The following is a 19048-nucleotide window of genomic DNA, read 5'->3' as shown; positions in this document are numbered from 1 at the left end:
ACCATGCCGAAATACATTCTTTCGCTGGACCAGGGTACCACCAGCTCCCGGGCCATCCTGTTCGACGAGAATCAGAACATCGTCGCCGTCAGCCAGAAGGAATTTACCCAGATCTACCCCAAAGAGGGCTGGGTGGAGCACAACCCCATGGAGATCTGGTCCTCCCAGTATGCAGTGATGATGGAGGTGGTCGCCCAGAGCGGCATCCGGGCCGAGGATCTGGCCGCCATTGGCATCACCAACCAGCGGGAGACCACCATCGTCTGGGACAAGGCCACCGGTACCCCCATCTACAACGCCATCGTCTGGCAGTGCCGCCGGACCGCCGATCTGGTGGACCAGCTGGTGGCCCAGGGGCTGAGCGATTACATCAAAGCCACCACCGGCCTTCTGCCCGACGCCTACTTCTCCGCCACCAAGATCCGCTGGATTCTGGACCACGTGGAGGGGGCCCAGGCCCGGGCCGAGCGGGGCGAGCTGCTCTTCGGCACGGTGGATACCTGGCTACTCTGGAAGCTGACCGGCGGCGCGGTGCACATCACCGATGCCACCAACGCCTCCCGCACCATGCTTTATGACATCCACAAGCTGGACTGGGACGACACCCTGCTCAAAGCCCTGAACATTCCCCGGGCGATGCTGCCGGAGGTCCGTTCTTCCAGCGAAATTTACGGCCATACCGAGATTCTGGGGGTTCAGGTTCCCATCGCAGGCATCGCAGGCGACCAGCAGGCCGCTCTCTTCGGCCAGACCTGTTTTGCCCCCGGCGAGGCCAAAAACACCTACGGCACCGGCTGCTTCTTGCTGATGAACACCGGCGATAAACCCTGTGTCAGCCAGAACGGCCTGGTCACCACCATTGCCATCGGGCTGAACGGCAAGGTCCAGTATGCGCTGGAAGGCTCCGTCTTTGTGGGCGGCGCCGTGATCCAGTGGCTGCGGGACGAGATGCGTTTCTTCAATGAGAGCCGGGATGCCGAATACTACGCCCAAAAGGTCAAAGACAACGGCGGCGTCTACCTGGTGCCCGCCTTTACCGGTTTGGGCGCCCCCAACTGGGACATGTACGCCCGGGGCTGCATCGTGGGCATCACCCGCGGCACCCGGCGGGAACATATCATCCGGGCCGCGCAGGAATCCATCGCCTATCAGGTGGCGGATCTTGTCCGAGCCATGGAGAACGACACGGGACTCACCCTCACCTCCCTCAAAGCCGATGGCGGCGCCAGCCGGGACAGCTTTTTGATGCAGTTCCAGGCCGATGTCATCGGCTGCAAGGTGCGCCGCCCCGCCATCCGGGAGACCACCGCCCTGGGCGCTGCCTATCTGGCGGGCCTGGCCGTAGGGGTCTGGCACAGTCTGGAAGAACTCGGCCAACTGTGGGAGTGCGACATCGTATACGAGCCCCGGATGGATTCCGCCCAGCGGGAAAAGCTGCTGCATGACTGGCATAAGGCCGTCCAGCGCAGTCTCGGCTGGGCCCGGAACGACTGATTTGCTTTCCTCTCTCTCTTTTCTCTCTCAAATGGCAGCGCCGTCTCCTCTTCTTTTGGAAGAGGGGGGCGGCGCTGCTGTTTTGTGATTAAAGATAAGGGGTTCGGTTTACCGCCGGGCGTGGGACTCGCTGGTGGGGATCAGCCCGCAGAACACACACTCCGCCTTGGTGGAAAGGCGGGTGTCCTTATGGTAGCAGCCGAAAAACCACCGGTCGTAGGTGAGTTTGAGCAGCAGCCGGTCGAGAAATTCGTGCAGGCGGTTGGTCTGGCCCTGTTTCAGGGCGGTAAAATCCAAAAATTTGGTTGGTGCGTCGTGGGTCAGCACATAATCTACCTGATAGCCGTTGGCGGCGGCGTTGGCCTCGCAGCGGGCGCACTCGGCCTCGGAGGGCATCTCCTGGGGCCACCAGTTGACCCCGGGCTCCCGCTCCTCTTTGTCGGGGCTCTCTCCCCCACCGAAGCAGAGATACCGTTTTCCCTCCAGTTCCAGCACGCTGCCCCGGCAGACGTGGTAGAGATTGCCCCCCAGGGGCTGCACCAGCCCGCCGAACTTTTCCTCGGTGGGGTATGCGGCCAGCAGATCGTAATTCTCGTGGGTTCCATCCAAAAACAGGATGGTATAGCGGCGCTTCTGGAGCCACTTGAGGTGAGCGGCCTCTTTCTTGCTGCCGTCCCAGACAAAGCCGAAATCCCCCAGGACGATCACCGTATCTTTTTTGCTCAGCCAGCGCAGCCGGCCGTGCTTGAACCGCTCCAGATCCCCGTGGGTATCCCCTGTAATATAAACCATCGCGCTCTCTCCCCGCCGGTTTGTGAAACCCGGCAAAGGCCTTGTCACCTTCCGGCAAACCTGTTATTATAATAGAATCAATGATGGCAGTCTGTGTTCTGCGCCCCGGTTTGGGGACCAAACCGCCGAATATCAGCTTTATTTTATATCGTTTTGAAGGAAATGTCCACATGAAAAGGTTTCTTGCACTGGTTCTCTCCCTCGCGGTTCTCGTTGGATGCCTGGCGCTGCCCGCCGGGGCCATTGGCTACGACCCCAGCACCTACTATCAGGTCCAGGCCTCCAGCGCCTACATCGTCAACACCGACACCAATATTATTGTCTACGAAAAAAACAGCACCGAACAGGTCTACGCCGGCGGCCTGACCAAGCTGATGTGCGCCGCCCTGGTGCTCACCAACTACGGCGACCAGCTGGACAGCTACACCTTCCAGATGCCTTTTGCCATCTCGGACTACGTCTACGGCACCGACAACGCCGACATGCGCTCGGGCGAGACCTTCACCCTGCGGGAGGCCCTTTACGCCATGCTGCTGCGGAACGCCAACGATGCTGCCATGGGCATGGCCTATCAGCTGTCGGGGAACGATCTTTCCGGCTGGGTCAGCCAGATGAACAGCCTCTCCCAGCAGATCGGCACCACCGCCAGCACTTGGACCGACGCCTGCGGCCTGGATCCGGGCAACACCACCAATGCGGTGGATATGTACCTGATCCTGCGGTATCTGATGGGATTCGACGCTTTTGTCCAGATTGCAGGGTCCGCCAGCTTTGAGATGCCCGCCAAGGAGAAGCACTCCAAATCCTTTATTCTGACCAATCAGAACGTCGCTCTGAACAAGTCCGCCGGAGGCAAGTTCTACCGCTCCGAGATGCGGGGCGGCATGTGCGATGTGATGGCCTATAAAAACGACACCGGCACCCAGAGTTATGTCTCCTGGGCTTCCAGCGACGGCGAAACCTATATCTTCTGCGTCATGGGCAGCCCGGACAGCTGCGACGACTACGGCTACTCCAACCGGCGCCCGGCCCTTTGCGAAACCACCAAGTTAATCGACTGGGTCTACGACAACTTCTCGATTCAGGCGGCTCTGGACACCGACCTGGCCCTGGCCGAGATCCCGGTGAAATACTCCTCGGATACTGACACCCTGATGCTCTACCCGGACGACAACATGATGACCATTCTGCCCTCGTCCAGCGACAGCACCGTGACCCAAAAGTTTTTCCACCTGCCGGAATACGTCTGCGCCCCCATCCAGAAGGGGGACATCGTGGGCACGGTGGAACTCAAGCTGGCGGGCGAAACCATCGGCAGCGTGAACCTGATTGCCGGACAGGATGTGAGCCGGAACGGCCTTCTGTATGCGGCGGCCAAGTTCCAGGATTTTCTGGGCAGCCTCTATCTGCGGGTGGTCATCCTGCTGAGCCTGCTTTGCCTTGGCATCTACGGCATCTGGCGGCTGCAATACGCCTTCCACCACCGGAGCGGCGGCCGAAAGATTCGCCGACACTGATCTCTTTTATAACCATAAAAAGCTCCCCTTCGGCTTTCGGGCCAAAGGGGAGCTTTTTATCATTTCACTTGATGTCCAGCTCAGGGGGCACGTCGATCTCGTCCGAGACATACTTGCCGTTTTTCTTGCGCTGGCGCACACACTCGGTGAGCAGATACTCAATCTGCCCGTTCACCGACCGGAAATCGTCCTCCGCCCAGGCGGCCAGGGCGTCGTACAGTTTCGCGGAGAGGCGGAGGGGAATCTGCTTTTTGGGTTCAGCCATCAGTACAGGCTGCCGGAGTTCACCACCGGCTGGGCGTCGTGGTTGCCGCAGAGCACCACCAACAGGTTCGAGACCATCGCCGCCTTGCGCTCGTCGTCCAGCTCCACCACTTTATTCTCGTTCAGACGTTCCAGAGCCATCTCCACCATGCCCACGGCACCATCCACAATCATCTTGCGGGCGTCGATGATGGCCGACGCCTGCTGACGCTGAAGCATCACCGCGGCGATCTCGGGAGCATAGGCCAGGTAAGTAATCCGGGCCTCCAGAATTTCCAGACCGGCGTCCTGGACGCTCGCCTGGATCTCCTGGCGAATCCGCTCGGCCACCACCTCGCTGGACCCCCGCAGGCTGCCGTCGTCGGCCTGGCCGTCACCGGTGGTATCCACGTTGGGGGCTACGTCGTAGGGGTAGATTCGCACCACGTTCCGCAGGGCGCTGTCGCACTGGAGGGAGAGATACTCCTTATAGTTATCCACGTTAAAGACCGCCTTGGCGGTGTCGGTCACCCGCCAGATCACCGCGATGCCGATCTCCACCGGGTTGCCCAGGCAGTCGTTGATCTTCTGCCGGGCGTTGTTCAGGGTCATGATCTTAAGAGAGATTTTCCGGCTGGCTGCCTCCTGGGCTGCCTGGGCGTTCTGGGCCTTGTTGTTGATCAGGGCGGCCACCGCGTTGTTATTGCTGACGTCGCCGCTCTGGCTCAGCCGGGTGCCCGCCGCCGGGTTCACTGCGGCGCAGAAGGGGTTGACCCAGTAGAAGCCCTCCCCTTTCAGGGTGCCGATGTAATCGCCGAAGAGGGTCAGGACCAGGGCCTCCTGGGGTTTCAGGACCTTCAGGCCGCAGAGGGGAATCCAGCCCAGAACCAAAATCACCAGACCCAGAATAAAGAGGGGCCAATTGGGTTCAAGGTCGCTGTGGGGGGTGGGCCGGGTGCCGAAAAGCTGGAAGCTCAGGAATACCAGCACACCGCCCAGCAGCCAGACCAACAGGATCAGGCAGAGGGCCGCCAGGCCGTTCTTTTTGGTTTGGAGAAGTTTTTCACTCATATTCTTTTCTTTGTTGACAGAAGGAACAGATTCGCTCATACAAGATACCTCCTTTAAGGCTGGAGCGTTCTATTTGATATCAAAATCATATCATTTTATCTTTTATTTGTCAAGGGCTTTCTCTTGTGCCGGGGGACGTTCCTTTATATAATAGAAACCAAAGAAGAGAACCCTACTTTTGGGAGGAATCCGCCATGGAAAACCGCTTCGAGACTTTTTCCGGCTCCATTGTGCAGCTGAACCGCTGCCTGCAAAAGATTAAAGACCTGGAGATGCGCCGGCTGGGCCTGCGGGCCAACCACGCCATGTGCCTGTACTATCTGGGCCGCCACCCTGAGGGGCTGACCGCCACCCAGCTGACCGATCTGTGCCGGGAGGACAAGGCCGCCATCAGCCGAACCCTGGCTCAGCTGGCCGAAAAAGATCTGGTTTGCTGCCCGGCCTCCGACGGAAAACGCAGCTACCGGGCCCCCTACTACCTGACCAGCCAGGGGCAGGCCCTGGTCCAGAAGATCAACAATCGGGCCGAGTACGCCCTCTCCACCGGGGGCCAGGGACTCACCGACGCCCAGCGCACCGCTTTTTACGAGGCTATGGAGGTAATTCTGGGGAACCTGGAAGAATATCTGGAACAAAACCGGGAACCGGCAGAGGATGATTGTTGATTTATCAACAAGTCCGTGTTATAATGCGGAAAGTTGATTTTTCAACAATGTTCTGTGCCGGGTGACCCGCCTGTTTTGGGCTGCCGTGCACAGACCCAAATACAGGAACAAAAGGAGAACCCGGTTTTATGACCCAAACAAAAACCCGCAAACGGCTTTTGACCGCCCTGGGCGTGCTGATCGCCCTGGTGGTGCTGGCCGCCGCCGGCATTTTCTGCCTCTGGGGGGATGAGATCCGTTCCCTCGCTTCCATCCGTCAGATCGCCGTCAGCAACGACGACCACAACGACGGCTATGTCTACGAGATGCAGATTGTGGGCGGCTACGATTTCGACGAGTTTCTGGCCTCGGGGGGCGCTTCTTCGGACGCTGAGCTGATTTCCTTCGTGACCCAGAGCATTACCAAGGGGCTGATCCCCATGACCATCAACAGCAAGGAGATCGCCTGCTCTTCCTTCACCGCCGAGACGGCGGAGGGCGACCGGCTGTTCGCCCGGAACTACGACTTTGACAAAACCAACACCTGCATCGTCTACACCAACCCTGGTGACGGCCGCCACGCTTCGGTCTCCACCATTGACCTGCAATTCATCGGCATCGATCCCGACACCGGCCTCACCAGCCTGTCGGACAAGCTGCTCTGCCTGGCGGCCCCCTTCATCCCTCTGGACGGCGTCAACGATGCGGGCCTGAGCTGCGGCATCTATATGTCCTACCAGGGCGGTGAAAAGACGGTGGCCACCGACCAGCAGACCGAGAAGCCCGACCTGACCTCCACCACCATGCTGCGGATGATTCTGGACTATGCTTCCACCGTGGACGAGGCCATCGCCCTGGTGGAGCAGTACGACCTGCATGACTCCGCCGGAACCTCTTACCACTACATGATCGCCGATGCCAACGGCGACAGCGCCGTTCTGGAGTGGGTGGGCGAAACCGACGCCACCGACAACGACGGCTCGGCCCGAGTGCTGAACGTCATCCGCAACACCGACGCGGCCAACCTGGCCGACACCGGTACCGACGCTTACCAGTGCGTCACCAACTACATCCTGACCCCCGGCTACTACGCCGAGGGCGAGGACCGGGGCGGCGCCGACCGCTACGATCACCTGAACGCCTCCCTGAACGCCACCGGGGGCCTGGTGGAGGACGACCAGGCCGCCATGGACCTGCTGGCCCAGGTGGGCCGCCGGGGCTGGGTGGTGGACGGCGACCACACCCAGGGTACTACCGTTCACAGCGTGGTCTACAACCTGACCGACTGCACCGCCCTGTGGGTGGGCAACGAGCACTACGGCGAAGAGACTTATACCTTCCAGCTGGCGATGCCGTAACCGGCGCCGCCCTTCCCCAATCAGCGGGAATACAGCAAGAGAGGGCGCTCCCCAGGCGGGGAGCGCCCTCTTTCCTTTTTGGCAGGGATTGACAAAAGGGGGCCCGGCGTAGTATCATCAGAATGATATGGGCATTTGAGTGCCGCCGGTTCCGGTTCGGGCCGGCGGAGAATAGTGAATCCGGTCAGAATCCGGAACGGTACCGCCACTGTATGCGCGGAGGCCGTGCACGCGGCGAAAGCCAGTCATTGGGGGCAGCGCCCCTGAGAAGGCAGTGCACCGGCTGGGGAGGCGCGAGTCAGGAGACCTGCTTGAATGAAAGAGCTTATCGCCCCCGTGTTTTGGGGCAATGGGCTGTTTTTGTGCAGAAATCGGGCTGAGGCTGTCTGGAAACAGAGGCCGCGGCTTTTTCTTTTGTACCAAAAATTCAACGCAGCGGCGGGCCGGGCCCTGGCTTTGGCCGGAAAAGGCCCAACACAACCATCAACCTATGGAGGAATCTCAATGAAACGTTGCGTTGCACTTTGTCTTTCGCTGGCGCTGTCCCTCGGCATCCTGAGCGGCTGCGCCCAGCCGGCGGCCTCGTCTGCGGCCCAGAGCCAGGCGACGGCTTCTTCCACCGCAGCCTCGGCCCCCGCAGAAGATCTGCTGGGGAACGGCTGGGCGGTGGAGAGCAGCATGGAGCTGCAGTATGCCACCCAGTTCTCGGTGGATTATTTCGAGGGGGGCTACAAGCTGCTGAGCCTCTCCAACGGCGACCGGTTCCTGGTGGTGCCGGAAGGGGCCAGCCTGCCCGAGGGGATCGACCCGGACATCGTCCCTCTCTATCAGCCGCTGGATAATCTTTACCTGGCCGCTTCTTCGGCCATGAGCCTCTTTGACTCCCTGGGCCACGCGGACAAGATCCGCCTGTCCAGCACTAAGGAGACCAGCTGGTACATCGACTCGGCCAAGCAGGCCATGGCCGATGGCCAGATGGTTTATGTGGGCGCCTACAACGAGCCGGACTACGAAATGCTGGTGAACGCCGGCTGCCCCCTGGCCGTGGAGTCCCGTATGATCGACGAGGCCTCGGAGGTCAAGAGCAAGCTGGAAGAGCTGGGCATCGCCGTTCTGACCGACCAGTCCAGCCTGGAAAAGCACCCTCTGGGCCGCTCCGAGTGGATCCGGTTCTACGCCGCCCTCTTTAACGAGGAGGAAAAGGCCGCCGAGCTCTTCCAGCAGCAGGTGGATTTCCTGAACGAGGTCGCCAGCGCCGAGGCCACCGGCAAGACCGTCGCCTTCTTCTACATCAGCCCCTCTTCGGGCAGCGTGGTGGTCCGCAAGGGCAGCGACTACATCAGCAAGATGCTGGAGCTGGCCGGCGGCGACTATCTGTTCAGTGACCTGGACGACGGCGACCCCGAGAGTTCCACTGAGCCCATGGAGATGGAGGCCTTCTTCGCCGCAGCCAAGGACGCCGATTATCTGATCTATAACACCTCCGTCGGCGGCGATCTCGCCACCACTGCCGACCTCATCGAGCAGAACCAGCTGCTGGCCGAGTTCAAGGCCGTGCAGGAGGGCAACGTCTGGTGCACCAAGCGCAACCTCTACCAGGTGACCACCGAGCTGGGCCAGATGATCCAGTCCTTCCACGAAATTTTCACCGGCGAAGCAGACGAGACAGGGGATCTGCCCTATCTGTACCGGCTGCCGTAAGCCGCCTTACCGCTGCCGCTCGAAAGAGCGGCAGTTTTGCGCTGTTCTGCTGATTCCAACACGAAAGGGGTTTCTGCCATGAAGCCAAACCGTCCTGCCCCCCGGCTGAGCGATCCCGGCCGCTTTGCCCTGGTGATGTTTTTTTTGGCCGGGCTACTGCTGGTGGGCCTAGTGCTGAACGTCAACATCGGCTCGGTGTCCATTGCGCCGGGCCAGGTGTTTCGTCTGTTGTGGGACGCCATCCGGTACAGCGCGGCCAACCTGGTGACCCGGGGCGGCTACGCCGGAGCGTTGGAAGCCGTCGTCAAAGCCACCACCGAGAGCCAGATTCTGTTCAGCATTCGCCTGCCTCGGCTGCTGCTGGCCGCCGTATTGGGCGGGGCCCTGTCGGTCTCCGGCTATCTATTGCAGGTGTTTTTCCGCAACCCCATCGCCGGGCCCTTTGTGCTGGGCATCTCCTCCGGGGCCAAGATGGTGGTGGGCATCACCCTGATTTTCCTCACCCCCTATCTGGGCACCCTGAGCCCCTGGGTGCTGATCCTGGCGGCCTTTGCGGGGTCTCTCGTCATCACCCTGTTTGTGCTGCTTTTCTCCCAGACGGTGCGCAGCATGTCCATGCTGCTGGTGATCGGAATTATGGTGGGGTATCTTTGCGGCGCAGTGACCGATTTCAGCATCACCTTTGCCAGCGAGTACGACGTGGTCAACCTGACCAACTGGTCCATGGGCAGCTTCTCGGGGGCCAACTGGGCCTACGTCCGGACCGCCCTTCTGCTCTGTCTGCCGGGGGTGGCCGCCGCCGGACTTCTCTCCAAACCCATCGGGGCCTATGCTTTGGGGGAGGGCTACGCCCAGAGCATGGGGGTGCGGATCAAACCTTTCCGGGTGGCGCTGATTCTGCTGTCCAGCCTGCTTTCCGCCTGCGTGACTGCCCTGGCGGGGCCCATTTCTTTCGTAGGGATCGCGGTGCCCCACATCACCCGCAGCCTGCTGAAATCCGCAAAACCGGCCTTTGTGATCCCGGCGTCTTTCCTCTGTGGGGCGGTGTTCTGCGTCTTTTGTGATCTGCTGGCCCGGACGGTGTTTACCCCCACCGAGCTCTCCATCGGGACGGTGACCTCGGCCTTCGGCGCGCCGGTGGTGATTTATATGATGGTCCAGCGCCGCCGCACACAGGAGGGCTGAGAATGGATATTTACTTCAAAACCGATGATTTATCGGTGGGTTACAATGGACGCCCCCTGATCCGGGACATCTGCCTCCAGCTGGAAAAAGGCAAGGTCCTGACCCTGATTGGCCCTAACGGGGCGGGCAAATCCACCATTTTAAAAACCATCACCCGGCAGCTGTCGGCCCTGTCCGGCGTGGTGACCCTGGACGGCCGTTCCCTGACCGCCTGGCAGCCCCGGGAGCTGGCCCAGCGGCTGGCGGTGGTGCTCACCGACCGGGTCCGACCCGAGCTGATGACCTGCGCCGAGGTGGTGGCCATGGGCCGCTACCCCTACACTGGCCTATTGGGCCGCCTGACCCCCGAGGACGAGGCCGCCGTGGACGGGGCTCTGGCTCTGGTCCACGCCGAGAATCTGGCGGGGCAGGATTTTTCCACCCTGTCGGACGGCCAGCGCCAGCGGGTGCTCCTGGCCCGGGCTCTCTGCCAAGAGCCGGAGGTACTGGTATTGGACGAACCCACTGCCTACCTGGATATCCGGCATAAGATCGATCTTTTGGAACTATTGCGAGAGATGGCCCACCAGAAACAGCTGACGGTGGTGATGTCCCTCCACGAGATCGATCTGGCGGTGAAGAGCTCCGATCTTCTGCTCTGCGTCCAGGGAGACGGCATCGCCGCCTTTGGGCCGCCGGAGCAAATTCTGGCCCAGCACACCATTGAACAGCTCTATGGCCTCGAAGGGGGCTCCTATAACCCCCTCTTCGGCAGCGTGGAGCTGGGGGGCCCCAAGGGCAAGCCCAAGGTCTTTGTGGTGGCGGGGGCCGGGGCGGGGATTCCCTGCTATCGGCTGCTCCAAAAACAGGGGCTGCCCTTCGCCACCGGGATTTTGTTCGAGAACGACATCGACACCCCCATCGCAAAACAACTGACCGACTATGTAGTCACCGCCCCGGCCTACACCCCCATGACCGGCGAACAGTTTGAGGCCGCCGCCCGGCTGCTGGAAGGCTGCGAGCTGGTGCTGGACGCCGGGGCCCCCATCGGACCCCTGAACCGGATGAACCAAAAACTCCTGGCCCTGGCCCAGGAAAAACAGATTCCCGTCCGAAGGGTGGGCGAATAAACCAAAGGAGGCATCTGGATGGAAAAAGCAATCCCCCGGGTAATGCTGGCCGGGACGAACAGCGGCTGCGGAAAAACCACCGTCACCTGCGCTGTCCTGCAAGCTCTTGTGAACCGGGGCCGGAAAGCCGGGGCCTTCAAGTGCGGCCCCGATTACATCGACCCCATGTTCCACAGCCGGATCATTGGGGCCAAGAGTGCCAACCTGGACTCCTATTTCTTCTCCCCCAACACCCTGCGATATCTCCTGGCCAAAAATGGTGCCGACCGGGATATCTCGGTTTTGGAAGGGGTCATGGGCTACTACGATGGCCTGGGCGGCACGCCCCGGGCCAGCAGCTGCGAGGTAGCCCAGTGGACGGGCACGCCGGTGGTGCTGGTGATCGGAGCCCGGGGGGCCAGTCTCTCGGTGCTGGCGGTGCTGGCCGGATTTCTAGATTTTCTGCCCGAAAGCGGCATCTGCGGCGTCATTCTGAACCAGTGCGCCGCCCCCACCTACGCCTTGTTGGCCGAGGAAATCCAAAGGCGGTTCGGTGGGCGGGTGAAGCCCCTGGGCTACCTGCCGCCCCTGCCGGGCTGTACCTTAGAGAGCCGCCACCTGGGCCTTGTGACCGCCGCCGAGGTGGAGGGCCTGCACCAAAAGCTGGCCCAGCTGGCCGGCCAAGCGGAAAAAACGCTGGACCTGGACGGCCTCGAGGCCCTGGCCCAGAGTGCCCCTCCGGTCTGCTGCGAGGAGGTCCGGCTGCCCCATTTTTCGGAGTCGGTGCGGATTGGGGTAGCCCGGGACAAAGCTTTCTGTTTTTACTACGAAGACAGCCTGGAAGCCCTGGCCGAGATGGGGGCCGAGCTGGTGCCCTTCAGCCCGCTGGCTGACCCGGCTCTGCCCCCGGATCTCCAGGGGCTCTACCTGGGCGGAGGCTATCCCGAACTTTACACCGGCCCCCTGAGCGAAAATGCCTCCATGCGGGCCAGCATCCGAAAGGCTCTGGCGGCGGAGCTCCCCTGCATCGCCGAGTGCGGCGGGTTCATGTACCTGAGCCAGGCCATTGGAGATGCCCCTATGGCGGGGGCTCTGCCGGGGCGGTGCTTCGACGCCGGGCGGCTGACCCGGTTCGGCTATTTGCAGCTCACCGCCCGGGAGGATAACCTCCTCTGCCGGGCCGGGGAGAGCATCCCCGCCCACGAGTTCCACCGCTGGGACACCGACGCCCCGGGGGAGGGCTTCACCGCCCGGAAGGAGAACGGCCGGGAATGGAGCTGTGTATTCTCCACCCCCCGGCTCTACGCGGGATACCCCCACTTTCACTTTTACGCCAACCCCGCCTTCGGGGTCCGCTTTTACGAAACCTGTCTGGAGGAAAAACACCGCCATGATTGAACACATCCAGCCCATGGACATCGAACAGCGCAGCTTCGAGATCATCACCGAGCTGTTGGGCCAGCGCCGCCTGGACCCGGAAAACGAATTGGTCATCAAACGGGTGATCCACACCACCGCCGATTTTGAGTACGCCGACAGCCTGGCTTTCTCGGAACATGCCGTCCAGAAAGGGCTGGACGCCCTGCGGGCCGGATGCGACATCGTCACCGACACCCAGATGGCCAAAGCCGGCATCAACAAAACCGCTTTAACCCGGCTGGGCGGCCAGGTTCACTGCTTTATTTCCGACCCCGATGTAGCCCGGGAAGCGAAAGACCGGGGCATCACCCGGGCGGCGGTGTCTATGGAGCGGGCCGCCGGGCTGGAAAAGCCCTGTATCTTCGCCATCGGCAACGCCCCCACCGCCCTGCTGACCCTGCGCACCCTGCTGGACGAGGGGCGGGTCTCCCCCGCCCTCATTATCGGGGTGCCGGTGGGCTTTGTAAACGTGGTGGAGAGCAAGGAGCAGATCCTCACCGCCGGGGCGCCCTATATCGTGGCCCGGGGGCGGAAGGGCGGCAGCAACGTGGCCGCCGCCATCTGCAACGCCCTGCTCTACCAGATCACCCGCTGAGGAGGGGAAGTCATGAAAACACCCTCCCTCTGCATTTTTGCGGGCACCGCCGAGGGCCGGGCCCTGGCCGAGCTTTTAGAGAGCCAGCCGGTGCGGGTAACAGCCTGTGTGGCCACCGAATACGGCGAAGCCCTGCTGGGCCCCGCCGAAAGGAGAACCGTCCGGGCCGGGCGGCTGGACGAGGCCGGGATGGAGGAGCTCTTCACCCGGGCATCCTTTGACCTTGTGATCGACGCCACCCACCCCTATGCATCCCTTGTCACCGAACAGCTGGCCCGGGCCTGCCGCACTGCCGGGGTGGAATACCTGCGGCTGGTGCGGGGGGCCTCTGCCTTGCCCCCGGAGGCGGTTTGTCTGCCGGATGCTGCCGCGGCGGCGGAATTTCTGGCCGGAACCAAAGGTAACATCCTCCTGACCACCGGCAGCAAGGATTTAGCCTGTTTTAGTCGGATGCCCGGCTTCGGCCAGCGGGTATACGCCCGTGTGTTGCCCCTGGCTGCCAGTCTGGCGGCCTGTGAGGAAGTTGGCCTTGCCCCAGCCCACCGAATCGCCATGCAGGGGCCTTTCTCGGAGGAGATGAACCTGGCCACCCTCCACACCGTGGGGGCTCGGTATCTGGTCACCAAGGACGGCGGAGCCCCCGGAGGCTTTGCCGCCAAAGCCGCTGCCGCCCAAAAGGCCGGAGCCAAACTGGTGGTGATCGGCCGGCCGCCCCAGCCGGAGGGGCTGAGCTTTCAGGAGACGGCGGCTTATCTGAATCAGAAATTCGGGCTGGGGCTCTCTGTCCCCTGTCAGAAAGAGGAACTTCTATGAAATGGTCTTTGTTTGCCCTCCTGATCGGCTTTTGCATTGATCTTGTGGTGGGCGACCCCCATAGCCTGCCCCACCCGGTGGTGGCCATCGGCCGGCTGATCTCCGCCTCGGAGCGGTTTTTCCGGCGGGTGTTCCCCGCCACACCGGGGGGCGAACGGGCCGCCGGGGCGGCGCTCTGGGTCGTCGTGGCTGGGGTTTCGGCCCTGGTCCCCGCCGGGCTGCTCTGGGCCTGCCACACTCTTAGCCCCTGGCTGCGGCTGGGGGTGGAGAGTATCATGTGCTGGCAGATTCTAGCCACCAAATCTCTGCGGGACGAGAGCATGAAGGTCTATGCCGCCCTGGAAACCGGCGATCTTGATGCCTCCCGCCGGGCCGTCTCCATGATCGTCGGGCGGGAGACCGCCCGGCTGGACGAGGCCGGTGTGACCCGGGCCGCCGTGGAGACGGTGGCCGAGAACACCAGTGATGGGGTGGTGGCCCCCCTGCTCTATCTGGCGGTGGGAGGCGCACCCCTGGGCTTTTTCTATAAAGCCATCAACACCATGGATTCCATGCTGGGCTACACCGACCCGCCCTACCAATACATCGGCTTTGTGCCCGCCAAGATAGACGATCTGGCGAATTTTCTCCCCGCCCGGCTCTCGGCCCTTTTGATGCTGGGGGCGGGGGCGCTGCTGGGGATGGACATCAAAAACGGCTGGCGGATCTTCCGCCGGGACCGGCTGAACCACGCCAGCCCCAACTCAGCCCAAACCGAGGCCGCCTGCGCCGGGCTACTGGGGCTGCGGCTGGCTGGGGATGCCTGGTATCACGGAGTGCTCCACAAAAAGCCCTTTATCGGCGACCCGCTGCGGGAGATCGATCACGCCGACATCCCCCGGGCCTGCCGCCTGCTTTATGGTACGGCGTTTCTGGCGCTGGTACTCTGCGCCGGAATCAAAGCCCTGCTTCTGCTCTGAAAAAGGAGAGATTTACCCATGCTCTACCAAACCCGGAACCCCCACGGCGGGGACATTTATGACCAGAGCCAGCCCATCGCGCTGGATTTTTCGGCCAACACAAACCCCTTCGGCACCCCGCCGAGGGTGCTGGAAGCCATGCGCCAGGCCCTGGGCCAAGTGCACCACTACCCGGACCCCTATTGCCGGGCCCTGGTGGAGGCCATCGCGGAATTTGAGGGGGTGCCCCGGGAATATATCCTCTGCGGCAACGGGGCGGCGGACCTGATCTATTCCTACTGTGAGGCGGTTCGGCCCCAATCTGCCGCCGAGCTGGCCCCCACCTTCTCGGAATATTCCCTGGGTTTAAAACGGGTGGGGGGCGCCGTCCAGCGCTATACCCTGAAAAAAGAGGAGGCTTTTCTCCCCGACGGGCGATTTCTCCGCTGGCTGGAGGAAACCCGGCCCCAGACGGTTTTCCTCTGCAACCCCAATAACCCCACCGGCCAGCTGATTCCCTCCGTCCTTTTGGAAGAGATTCTGGATTTCTGCCATCGGACGGGGATTCGCCTCTTCTTAGACGAGTGTTTTCTGGATTTATCCGAGGGCGGCCGGAGCCTGAAACACCGGCTGGCAGATCACCCCGAGCTCTTTTTACTCAAGGCATTCACCAAAAGTTACGGGATGGCAGGGGTGCGGCTGGGGTACGGCCTCTGCTCCGACCCGGCCCTTCTGGCCCGGCTGGCCGAGACCACCCAGCCCTGGAACGTCTCCACCCTGGCCCAGGCGGCGGGCATCGCGGCATTGAAAGAACAAGCGTTCCTCTCAAAAACCCGGGCCCTCATCGCCGCCGAACGCCCCTGGATGAAAACCCAGCTGGAAGCTCTGGGCTTCTGGGTCTGCCCGGCCAGCGCCAATTATCTGTTCTTCCAGGGAGCGCCGGGCCTCTGCGAGGCGCTGAAACCCCAGGGCATCGCCCTGCGGGACTGCGCCAACTACCCGGGCCTCGGCCCCGGGTGGTACCGCACCGCGGTACGGCTCCACTCCCAAAACCAGCAGCTGATGGCCGCATTGGCCGCGCTGAACCCACAGGAGGGATAAAATGGCCAAAAACATCATGATTCAGGGCACCATGTCCAGCGCGGGCAAGAGCCTGCTGGCCGCCGGGCTCTGCCGGATCTTCCGGCAGGATGGGCTGCGGGTGGCCCCCTTCAAGAGCCAGAACATGGCCCTTAATTCTTTTATCACCCGGGACGGGGGCGAGATGGGCCGGGCCCAGGTGGTCCAGGCCGAGGCGGCGGGCATCCTGCCCGACGTGCGGATGAACCCCATCCTCCTGAAACCCACCACCGACGTGGGCAGCCAGGTGATTGTCAACGGCCGGGTCCAGGGCAACCTGCGGGCCATGGACTACTACCGCCGCAAAAAAGAGTATATCCCCGCCATTCTGGAAGCCTACAACAGCCTCTCGGCGGAGTATGACGTCATCGTCATCGAGGGGGCGGGCAGCCCGGCGGAAATCAACTTAAAGCAGAACGACATCGTCAACATGGGCCTGGCCCAGCTGGTGGATGCCCCGGTGCTGCTGGTGGGAGACATCGATCGAGGCGGGGTGTTCGCCCAGCTCTACGGCACGGTGGCCCTGCTGGAATCAGAAGAACGGGCCCGGGTGAAGGGCACCATCGTCAACAAGTTCCGGGGAGATCGGGCGATCTTAGAACCGGGCATTAAAACCCTGGAAGAACTCTGCGGGGTGCCTGTGGCGGGGGTGGTCCCCTACCTCGATCTGGACTTGGATGACGAGGACAGCCTGACCGAGCGGTTCAATCGGGCGGAGGGCCGCCGGGCCATCGACATCGCTGTGATCCGGCTGCCCCGGATCTCCAACTTCACCGATTTTTCCCCCTTTGAGCGGTACGAGAATGTTTCTCTGCGGTATGTGGGCCGGGTGGAGGAGCTCCACCAGCCCGACCTGATCTTCCTGCCCGGGACCAAGAGCACCATTGCCGACTTGCAGTGGCTGCGGCAATCCGGGCTGGAAGGAGCCATCCTCAAGGCGGCGGACGCCGGGGCGGTGGTCTTTGGGGTCTGCGGCGGCTACCAGATGCTGGGGCGGCGGATCGCCGACCCCGAGGGGGCCGAGGCCGCCGGGGTCACCGAGATCGCCGGGCTGGGGCTTTTAGAGATGGACACGGTCTTCTCCCCCGAGAAGATCCAAACGCAAACCAGCGGCGTCTTTGGCCCGGTGGAAGGGATACTCTCCCCCCTCAGCGGGCAACCCTATACGGGGTACGAGATCCACATGGGCCGGAGCGAATCCCCTGCCCCGCCCCTGGCAAAAGGCGCCGGAGCAGTCTACGGCAGCTACATCCACGGCCTGTTTGACGGGCCGGGGGTGGCGGACATCATCGTGGAGGCCCTGGCCCGCCGGAAGGGGCTCGCCCCCGAGGCGCTGGGCCGGTTCGACCCCGCCGCCTACAAAGAACAGCAGTACGACCGGCTGGCCGACGCGGTGCGGGCCGGGCTGGACATGAATCTCGTGTACCGCATCCTGAACCGGGAGGTTTGACTATGGAAGGTTTGATTCACATTTATTGCGGCGACGGCAAGGGCAAAACCACCGCCGCCGTGGGGCTGGCCGTCCGGGCCGCCGGGGCCGGAAAAAGGGTGATCTTCACCCAGTTTTTCAAAGACGGCTCTTCCTCCGAGATCAAAATGCTGGAAACTCTGCCCGGGGTGGAGCTGGTTCTCTGCCGGGTGCAGCACGGGTTTTACAAGTTCATGGACGAGGCGGGGCGGGCCGCGGCCCGGCGGGATTTCTCCAACCTTTTGGACGCAGCCCTGACCCGGGCCGCCGAAGGGGCGGACCTTTTGGTGCTGGACGAGGCCATTTCCGCCTGCAACTGCGGGGTGATTGACGAGGAAACGCTGGCGGCTTTCCTGGCCGAAAAGCCCGCTGGGCTGGAAGTTGTTCTCACCGGTCGGAACCCCTCCGAGCGGCTTTTGGCCCGGGCCGACTATATCACCGAGATGAAAAAGATCCGCCACCCCTACGACCAGGGCATCACCGCCCGGCTGGGGGTCGAGTATTGAGGGGGCTATAGAATGGAACAGGAATTGAAAAATCTGCTGGCTGCCATCCCGGAGGCAGACCGCCCCGCCATGGAGGCCGCCCGGGCTCACCAGGCCCGGCTCGCCAAACCCCCGGGCAGCCTGGGGAGCCTCGAAGATCTGGCGGTCCAGATGGCCGGGATCACCGGCCAGGTCCACCCCACCCTAGGCAAAAAGCAGCTGCTGGTTTTTGCGGCGGACAACGGGGTGGTGGCCGAAGGGGTGTCCAGCGCGCCCCAGTCGGTGACCTTGCAGCAGACCTTGAACCTAACCCGGGCCAAAACCGGCGCGGCGGTGCTGGCCAAGCACTTCGGCTGCGGGATCACCGTCTGTGATGTGGGGGTCAACGCGGAGATCCGGGATCCCGCCGTCCTCAACCGTAAAATCGCCTACGGTACCCACAACATCGCCCAGGGGCCTGCCATGACCCGGGCCGAGGCGGTGCAGGCCATCCTCACCGGGGCGGAGCTCGCCCGCCAGACCCCCGCCGATGCTTTGGGGGTGGGTGAAATGGGGATCGGCAACACCACTACCTCCTCGGCGGTGCTGGCCGTCCTGCTGGGGGCCGAGGTAGAGGCCGTCACCGGCCGGGGCGGCGGCATCACCGACGAGAGTTTCTCGAAAAAGAAAGCCGTCATCCGCCGGGCCATCGAGTTAAACCAGCCCGACCCCGCCGACCCGGTGGACGTCTTCGCAAAGGTGGGCGGCTTTGATCTGGCCGCCATGTGCGGGGCGTTTCTGGGCGGGGCAGCAACCCGCCGCCCGGTGGTCATCGACGGGTTTATCTCGGCGGTGGCGGCCCTCTGTGCGGTGCGGCTCTGCCCCCGGGTCAGGGACTACCTCGTCCCCAGCCACGCCTCCTATGAGATCGGCTACCAGCTGGCCATGGACGCCCTGGGTCTGCACCCCTTCTTGCAGCTGGGGATGCGGCTGGGGGAGGGCAGCGGCTGCCCCCTGGCTTTCCAGATTCTGGACGCAGCCTGCGCCATCCAGAACCAGATGGCCACCTTCGACCAGGCGGGAATTGACGACGGCTATCTGGACCAGATCCGCCAGGGCGACGCCTTTACGCCCTGAAA

At 62.7% G+C, this 19048-nt stretch carries 18 protein-coding genes and 1 riboswitch; of the genes, 15 read left to right on the top strand and 3 right to left on the bottom strand.

The window, feature by feature from the left end; genetic code table 11:
- Positions 1 to 3: 3 nt before the first annotated feature.
- Positions 4 to 1494: a glycerol kinase GlpK gene (glpK, locus tag JCM17207_RS10860; protein WP_238317643.1), complete on the top strand. Its 1491-nt coding sequence runs from the start codon at positions 4 to 6 to the stop codon at positions 1492 to 1494.
- A gap of 108 nt (positions 1495 to 1602) precedes the next feature.
- On the opposite strand, the gene JCM17207_RS10855 is transcribed toward glpK, so the two are convergent.
- On the bottom strand, positions 1603 to 2286 hold the full coding sequence (locus JCM17207_RS10855) for a metallophosphoesterase (protein WP_238317642.1): 684 nt from the start codon (positions 2284 to 2286) through the stop codon (positions 1603 to 1605).
- A 170-nt stretch (positions 2287 to 2456) separates the two neighbouring features.
- On the opposite strand from JCM17207_RS10855, the gene JCM17207_RS10850 reads away from it, so the two are divergent.
- Entirely contained in the window at positions 2457 to 3803 is a 1347-nt protein-coding gene (locus tag JCM17207_RS10850; RefSeq protein ID WP_238317641.1) for a D-alanyl-D-alanine carboxypeptidase family protein, read from the top strand.
- 64 nt (positions 3804 to 3867) lie between these two features.
- On the opposite strand, the gene JCM17207_RS10845 is transcribed toward JCM17207_RS10850, so the two are convergent.
- Both JCM17207_RS10845 and JCM17207_RS10840 read right to left on the bottom strand, forming a co-directional pair.
- Positions 3868 to 4068, bottom strand: coding sequence for a type II toxin-antitoxin system antitoxin (locus JCM17207_RS10845; protein WP_238317640.1), 201 nt, complete (start codon positions 4066 to 4068; stop codon positions 3868 to 3870).
- Positions 4068 to 5117: an SPFH domain-containing protein gene (locus JCM17207_RS10840; protein WP_238317851.1), complete on the bottom strand. Its 1050-nt coding sequence runs from the start codon at positions 5115 to 5117 to the stop codon at positions 4068 to 4070. The genes JCM17207_RS10845 and JCM17207_RS10840 overlap by 1 nt, the downstream gene beginning before the upstream one ends.
- A gap of 194 nt (positions 5118 to 5311) precedes the next feature.
- Here JCM17207_RS10840 and JCM17207_RS10835 point away from each other — a divergent pair, with 194 nt between their 5' ends.
- From JCM17207_RS10835 to cobT, 13 genes are all read left to right on the top strand, one after another.
- Positions 5312 to 5782 (top strand): MarR family winged helix-turn-helix transcriptional regulator, encoded by a 471-nt coding sequence (locus tag JCM17207_RS10835; RefSeq protein ID WP_238317639.1) that lies wholly within the window; start codon positions 5312 to 5314, stop codon positions 5780 to 5782.
- A gap of 128 nt (positions 5783 to 5910) precedes the next feature.
- The gene (locus JCM17207_RS10830) at positions 5911 to 7119 is read left to right on the top strand and encodes a linear amide C-N hydrolase (RefSeq protein WP_238317638.1); all 1209 of its coding nucleotides are present in this window, start codon (positions 5911 to 5913) and stop codon (positions 7117 to 7119) included.
- 124 nt (positions 7120 to 7243) lie between these two features.
- Positions 7244 to 7448, top strand: a riboswitch (cobalamin riboswitch).
- 175 nt (positions 7449 to 7623) lie between these two features.
- Positions 7624 to 8820, top strand: coding sequence for an ABC transporter substrate-binding protein (locus JCM17207_RS10825; RefSeq protein ID WP_238317637.1), 1197 nt, complete (start codon positions 7624 to 7626; stop codon positions 8818 to 8820).
- 78 nt (positions 8821 to 8898) lie between these two features.
- Positions 8899 to 10005: a FecCD family ABC transporter permease gene (locus JCM17207_RS10820; RefSeq protein WP_238317636.1), complete on the top strand. Its 1107-nt coding sequence runs from the start codon at positions 8899 to 8901 to the stop codon at positions 10003 to 10005.
- Between the two features lie 2 nt (positions 10006 to 10007).
- Entirely contained in the window at positions 10008 to 11114 is a 1107-nt protein-coding gene (locus JCM17207_RS10815) for an ABC transporter ATP-binding protein (protein WP_238317635.1), read from the top strand.
- 18 nt (positions 11115 to 11132) lie between these two features.
- Positions 11133 to 12491 (top strand): cobyrinic acid a,c-diamide synthase CobB, encoded by a 1359-nt coding sequence (locus tag JCM17207_RS10810; RefSeq protein ID WP_238317634.1) that lies wholly within the window; start codon positions 11133 to 11135, stop codon positions 12489 to 12491.
- The gene (locus JCM17207_RS10805; RefSeq protein WP_238317633.1) at positions 12484 to 13107 is read left to right on the top strand and encodes a precorrin-8X methylmutase; all 624 of its coding nucleotides are present in this window, start codon (positions 12484 to 12486) and stop codon (positions 13105 to 13107) included. The genes JCM17207_RS10810 and JCM17207_RS10805 overlap by 8 nt, the downstream gene beginning before the upstream one ends.
- 12 nt (positions 13108 to 13119) lie before the next feature.
- Positions 13120 to 13920, top strand: coding sequence for a precorrin-6A reductase (gene cobK / locus JCM17207_RS10800; protein WP_238317632.1), 801 nt, complete (start codon positions 13120 to 13122; stop codon positions 13918 to 13920).
- Positions 13917 to 14879, top strand: coding sequence for an adenosylcobinamide-phosphate synthase CbiB (gene cbiB / locus JCM17207_RS10795; RefSeq protein ID WP_238317631.1), 963 nt, complete (start codon positions 13917 to 13919; stop codon positions 14877 to 14879). Before cobK ends, cbiB begins: the two co-directional genes overlap by 4 nt.
- A gap of 18 nt (positions 14880 to 14897) precedes the next feature.
- Positions 14898 to 15959 carry a pyridoxal phosphate-dependent aminotransferase gene (locus JCM17207_RS10790; protein WP_238317630.1) on the top strand — a complete coding sequence of 354 codons (1062 nt, stop codon included), beginning with the start codon at positions 14898 to 14900 and terminating at the stop codon, positions 15957 to 15959.
- A gap of 1 nt (position 15960) precedes the next feature.
- Positions 15961 to 17427 carry a cobyric acid synthase gene (locus JCM17207_RS10785; RefSeq protein WP_238317629.1) on the top strand — a complete coding sequence of 489 codons (1467 nt, stop codon included), beginning with the start codon at positions 15961 to 15963 and terminating at the stop codon, positions 17425 to 17427.
- 2 nt (positions 17428 to 17429) lie between these two features.
- Positions 17430 to 17951 (top strand): cob(I)yrinic acid a,c-diamide adenosyltransferase, encoded by a 522-nt coding sequence (locus JCM17207_RS10780; protein ID WP_238317628.1) that lies wholly within the window; start codon positions 17430 to 17432, stop codon positions 17949 to 17951.
- 12 nt (positions 17952 to 17963) lie between these two features.
- Positions 17964 to 19046 (top strand): nicotinate-nucleotide--dimethylbenzimidazole phosphoribosyltransferase, encoded by a 1083-nt coding sequence (gene cobT, locus JCM17207_RS10775; protein WP_238317627.1) that lies wholly within the window; start codon positions 17964 to 17966, stop codon positions 19044 to 19046.
- Positions 19047 to 19048: the final 2 nt, after the last annotated feature.

Source organism: Faecalibacterium gallinarum (assembly GCF_022180365.1).
Classification (GTDB): Bacteria; Bacillota; Clostridia; order Oscillospirales; family Ruminococcaceae; genus Faecalibacterium; species Faecalibacterium gallinarum.
This window is presented reverse-complemented; position numbering and strand designations above follow the sequence as displayed.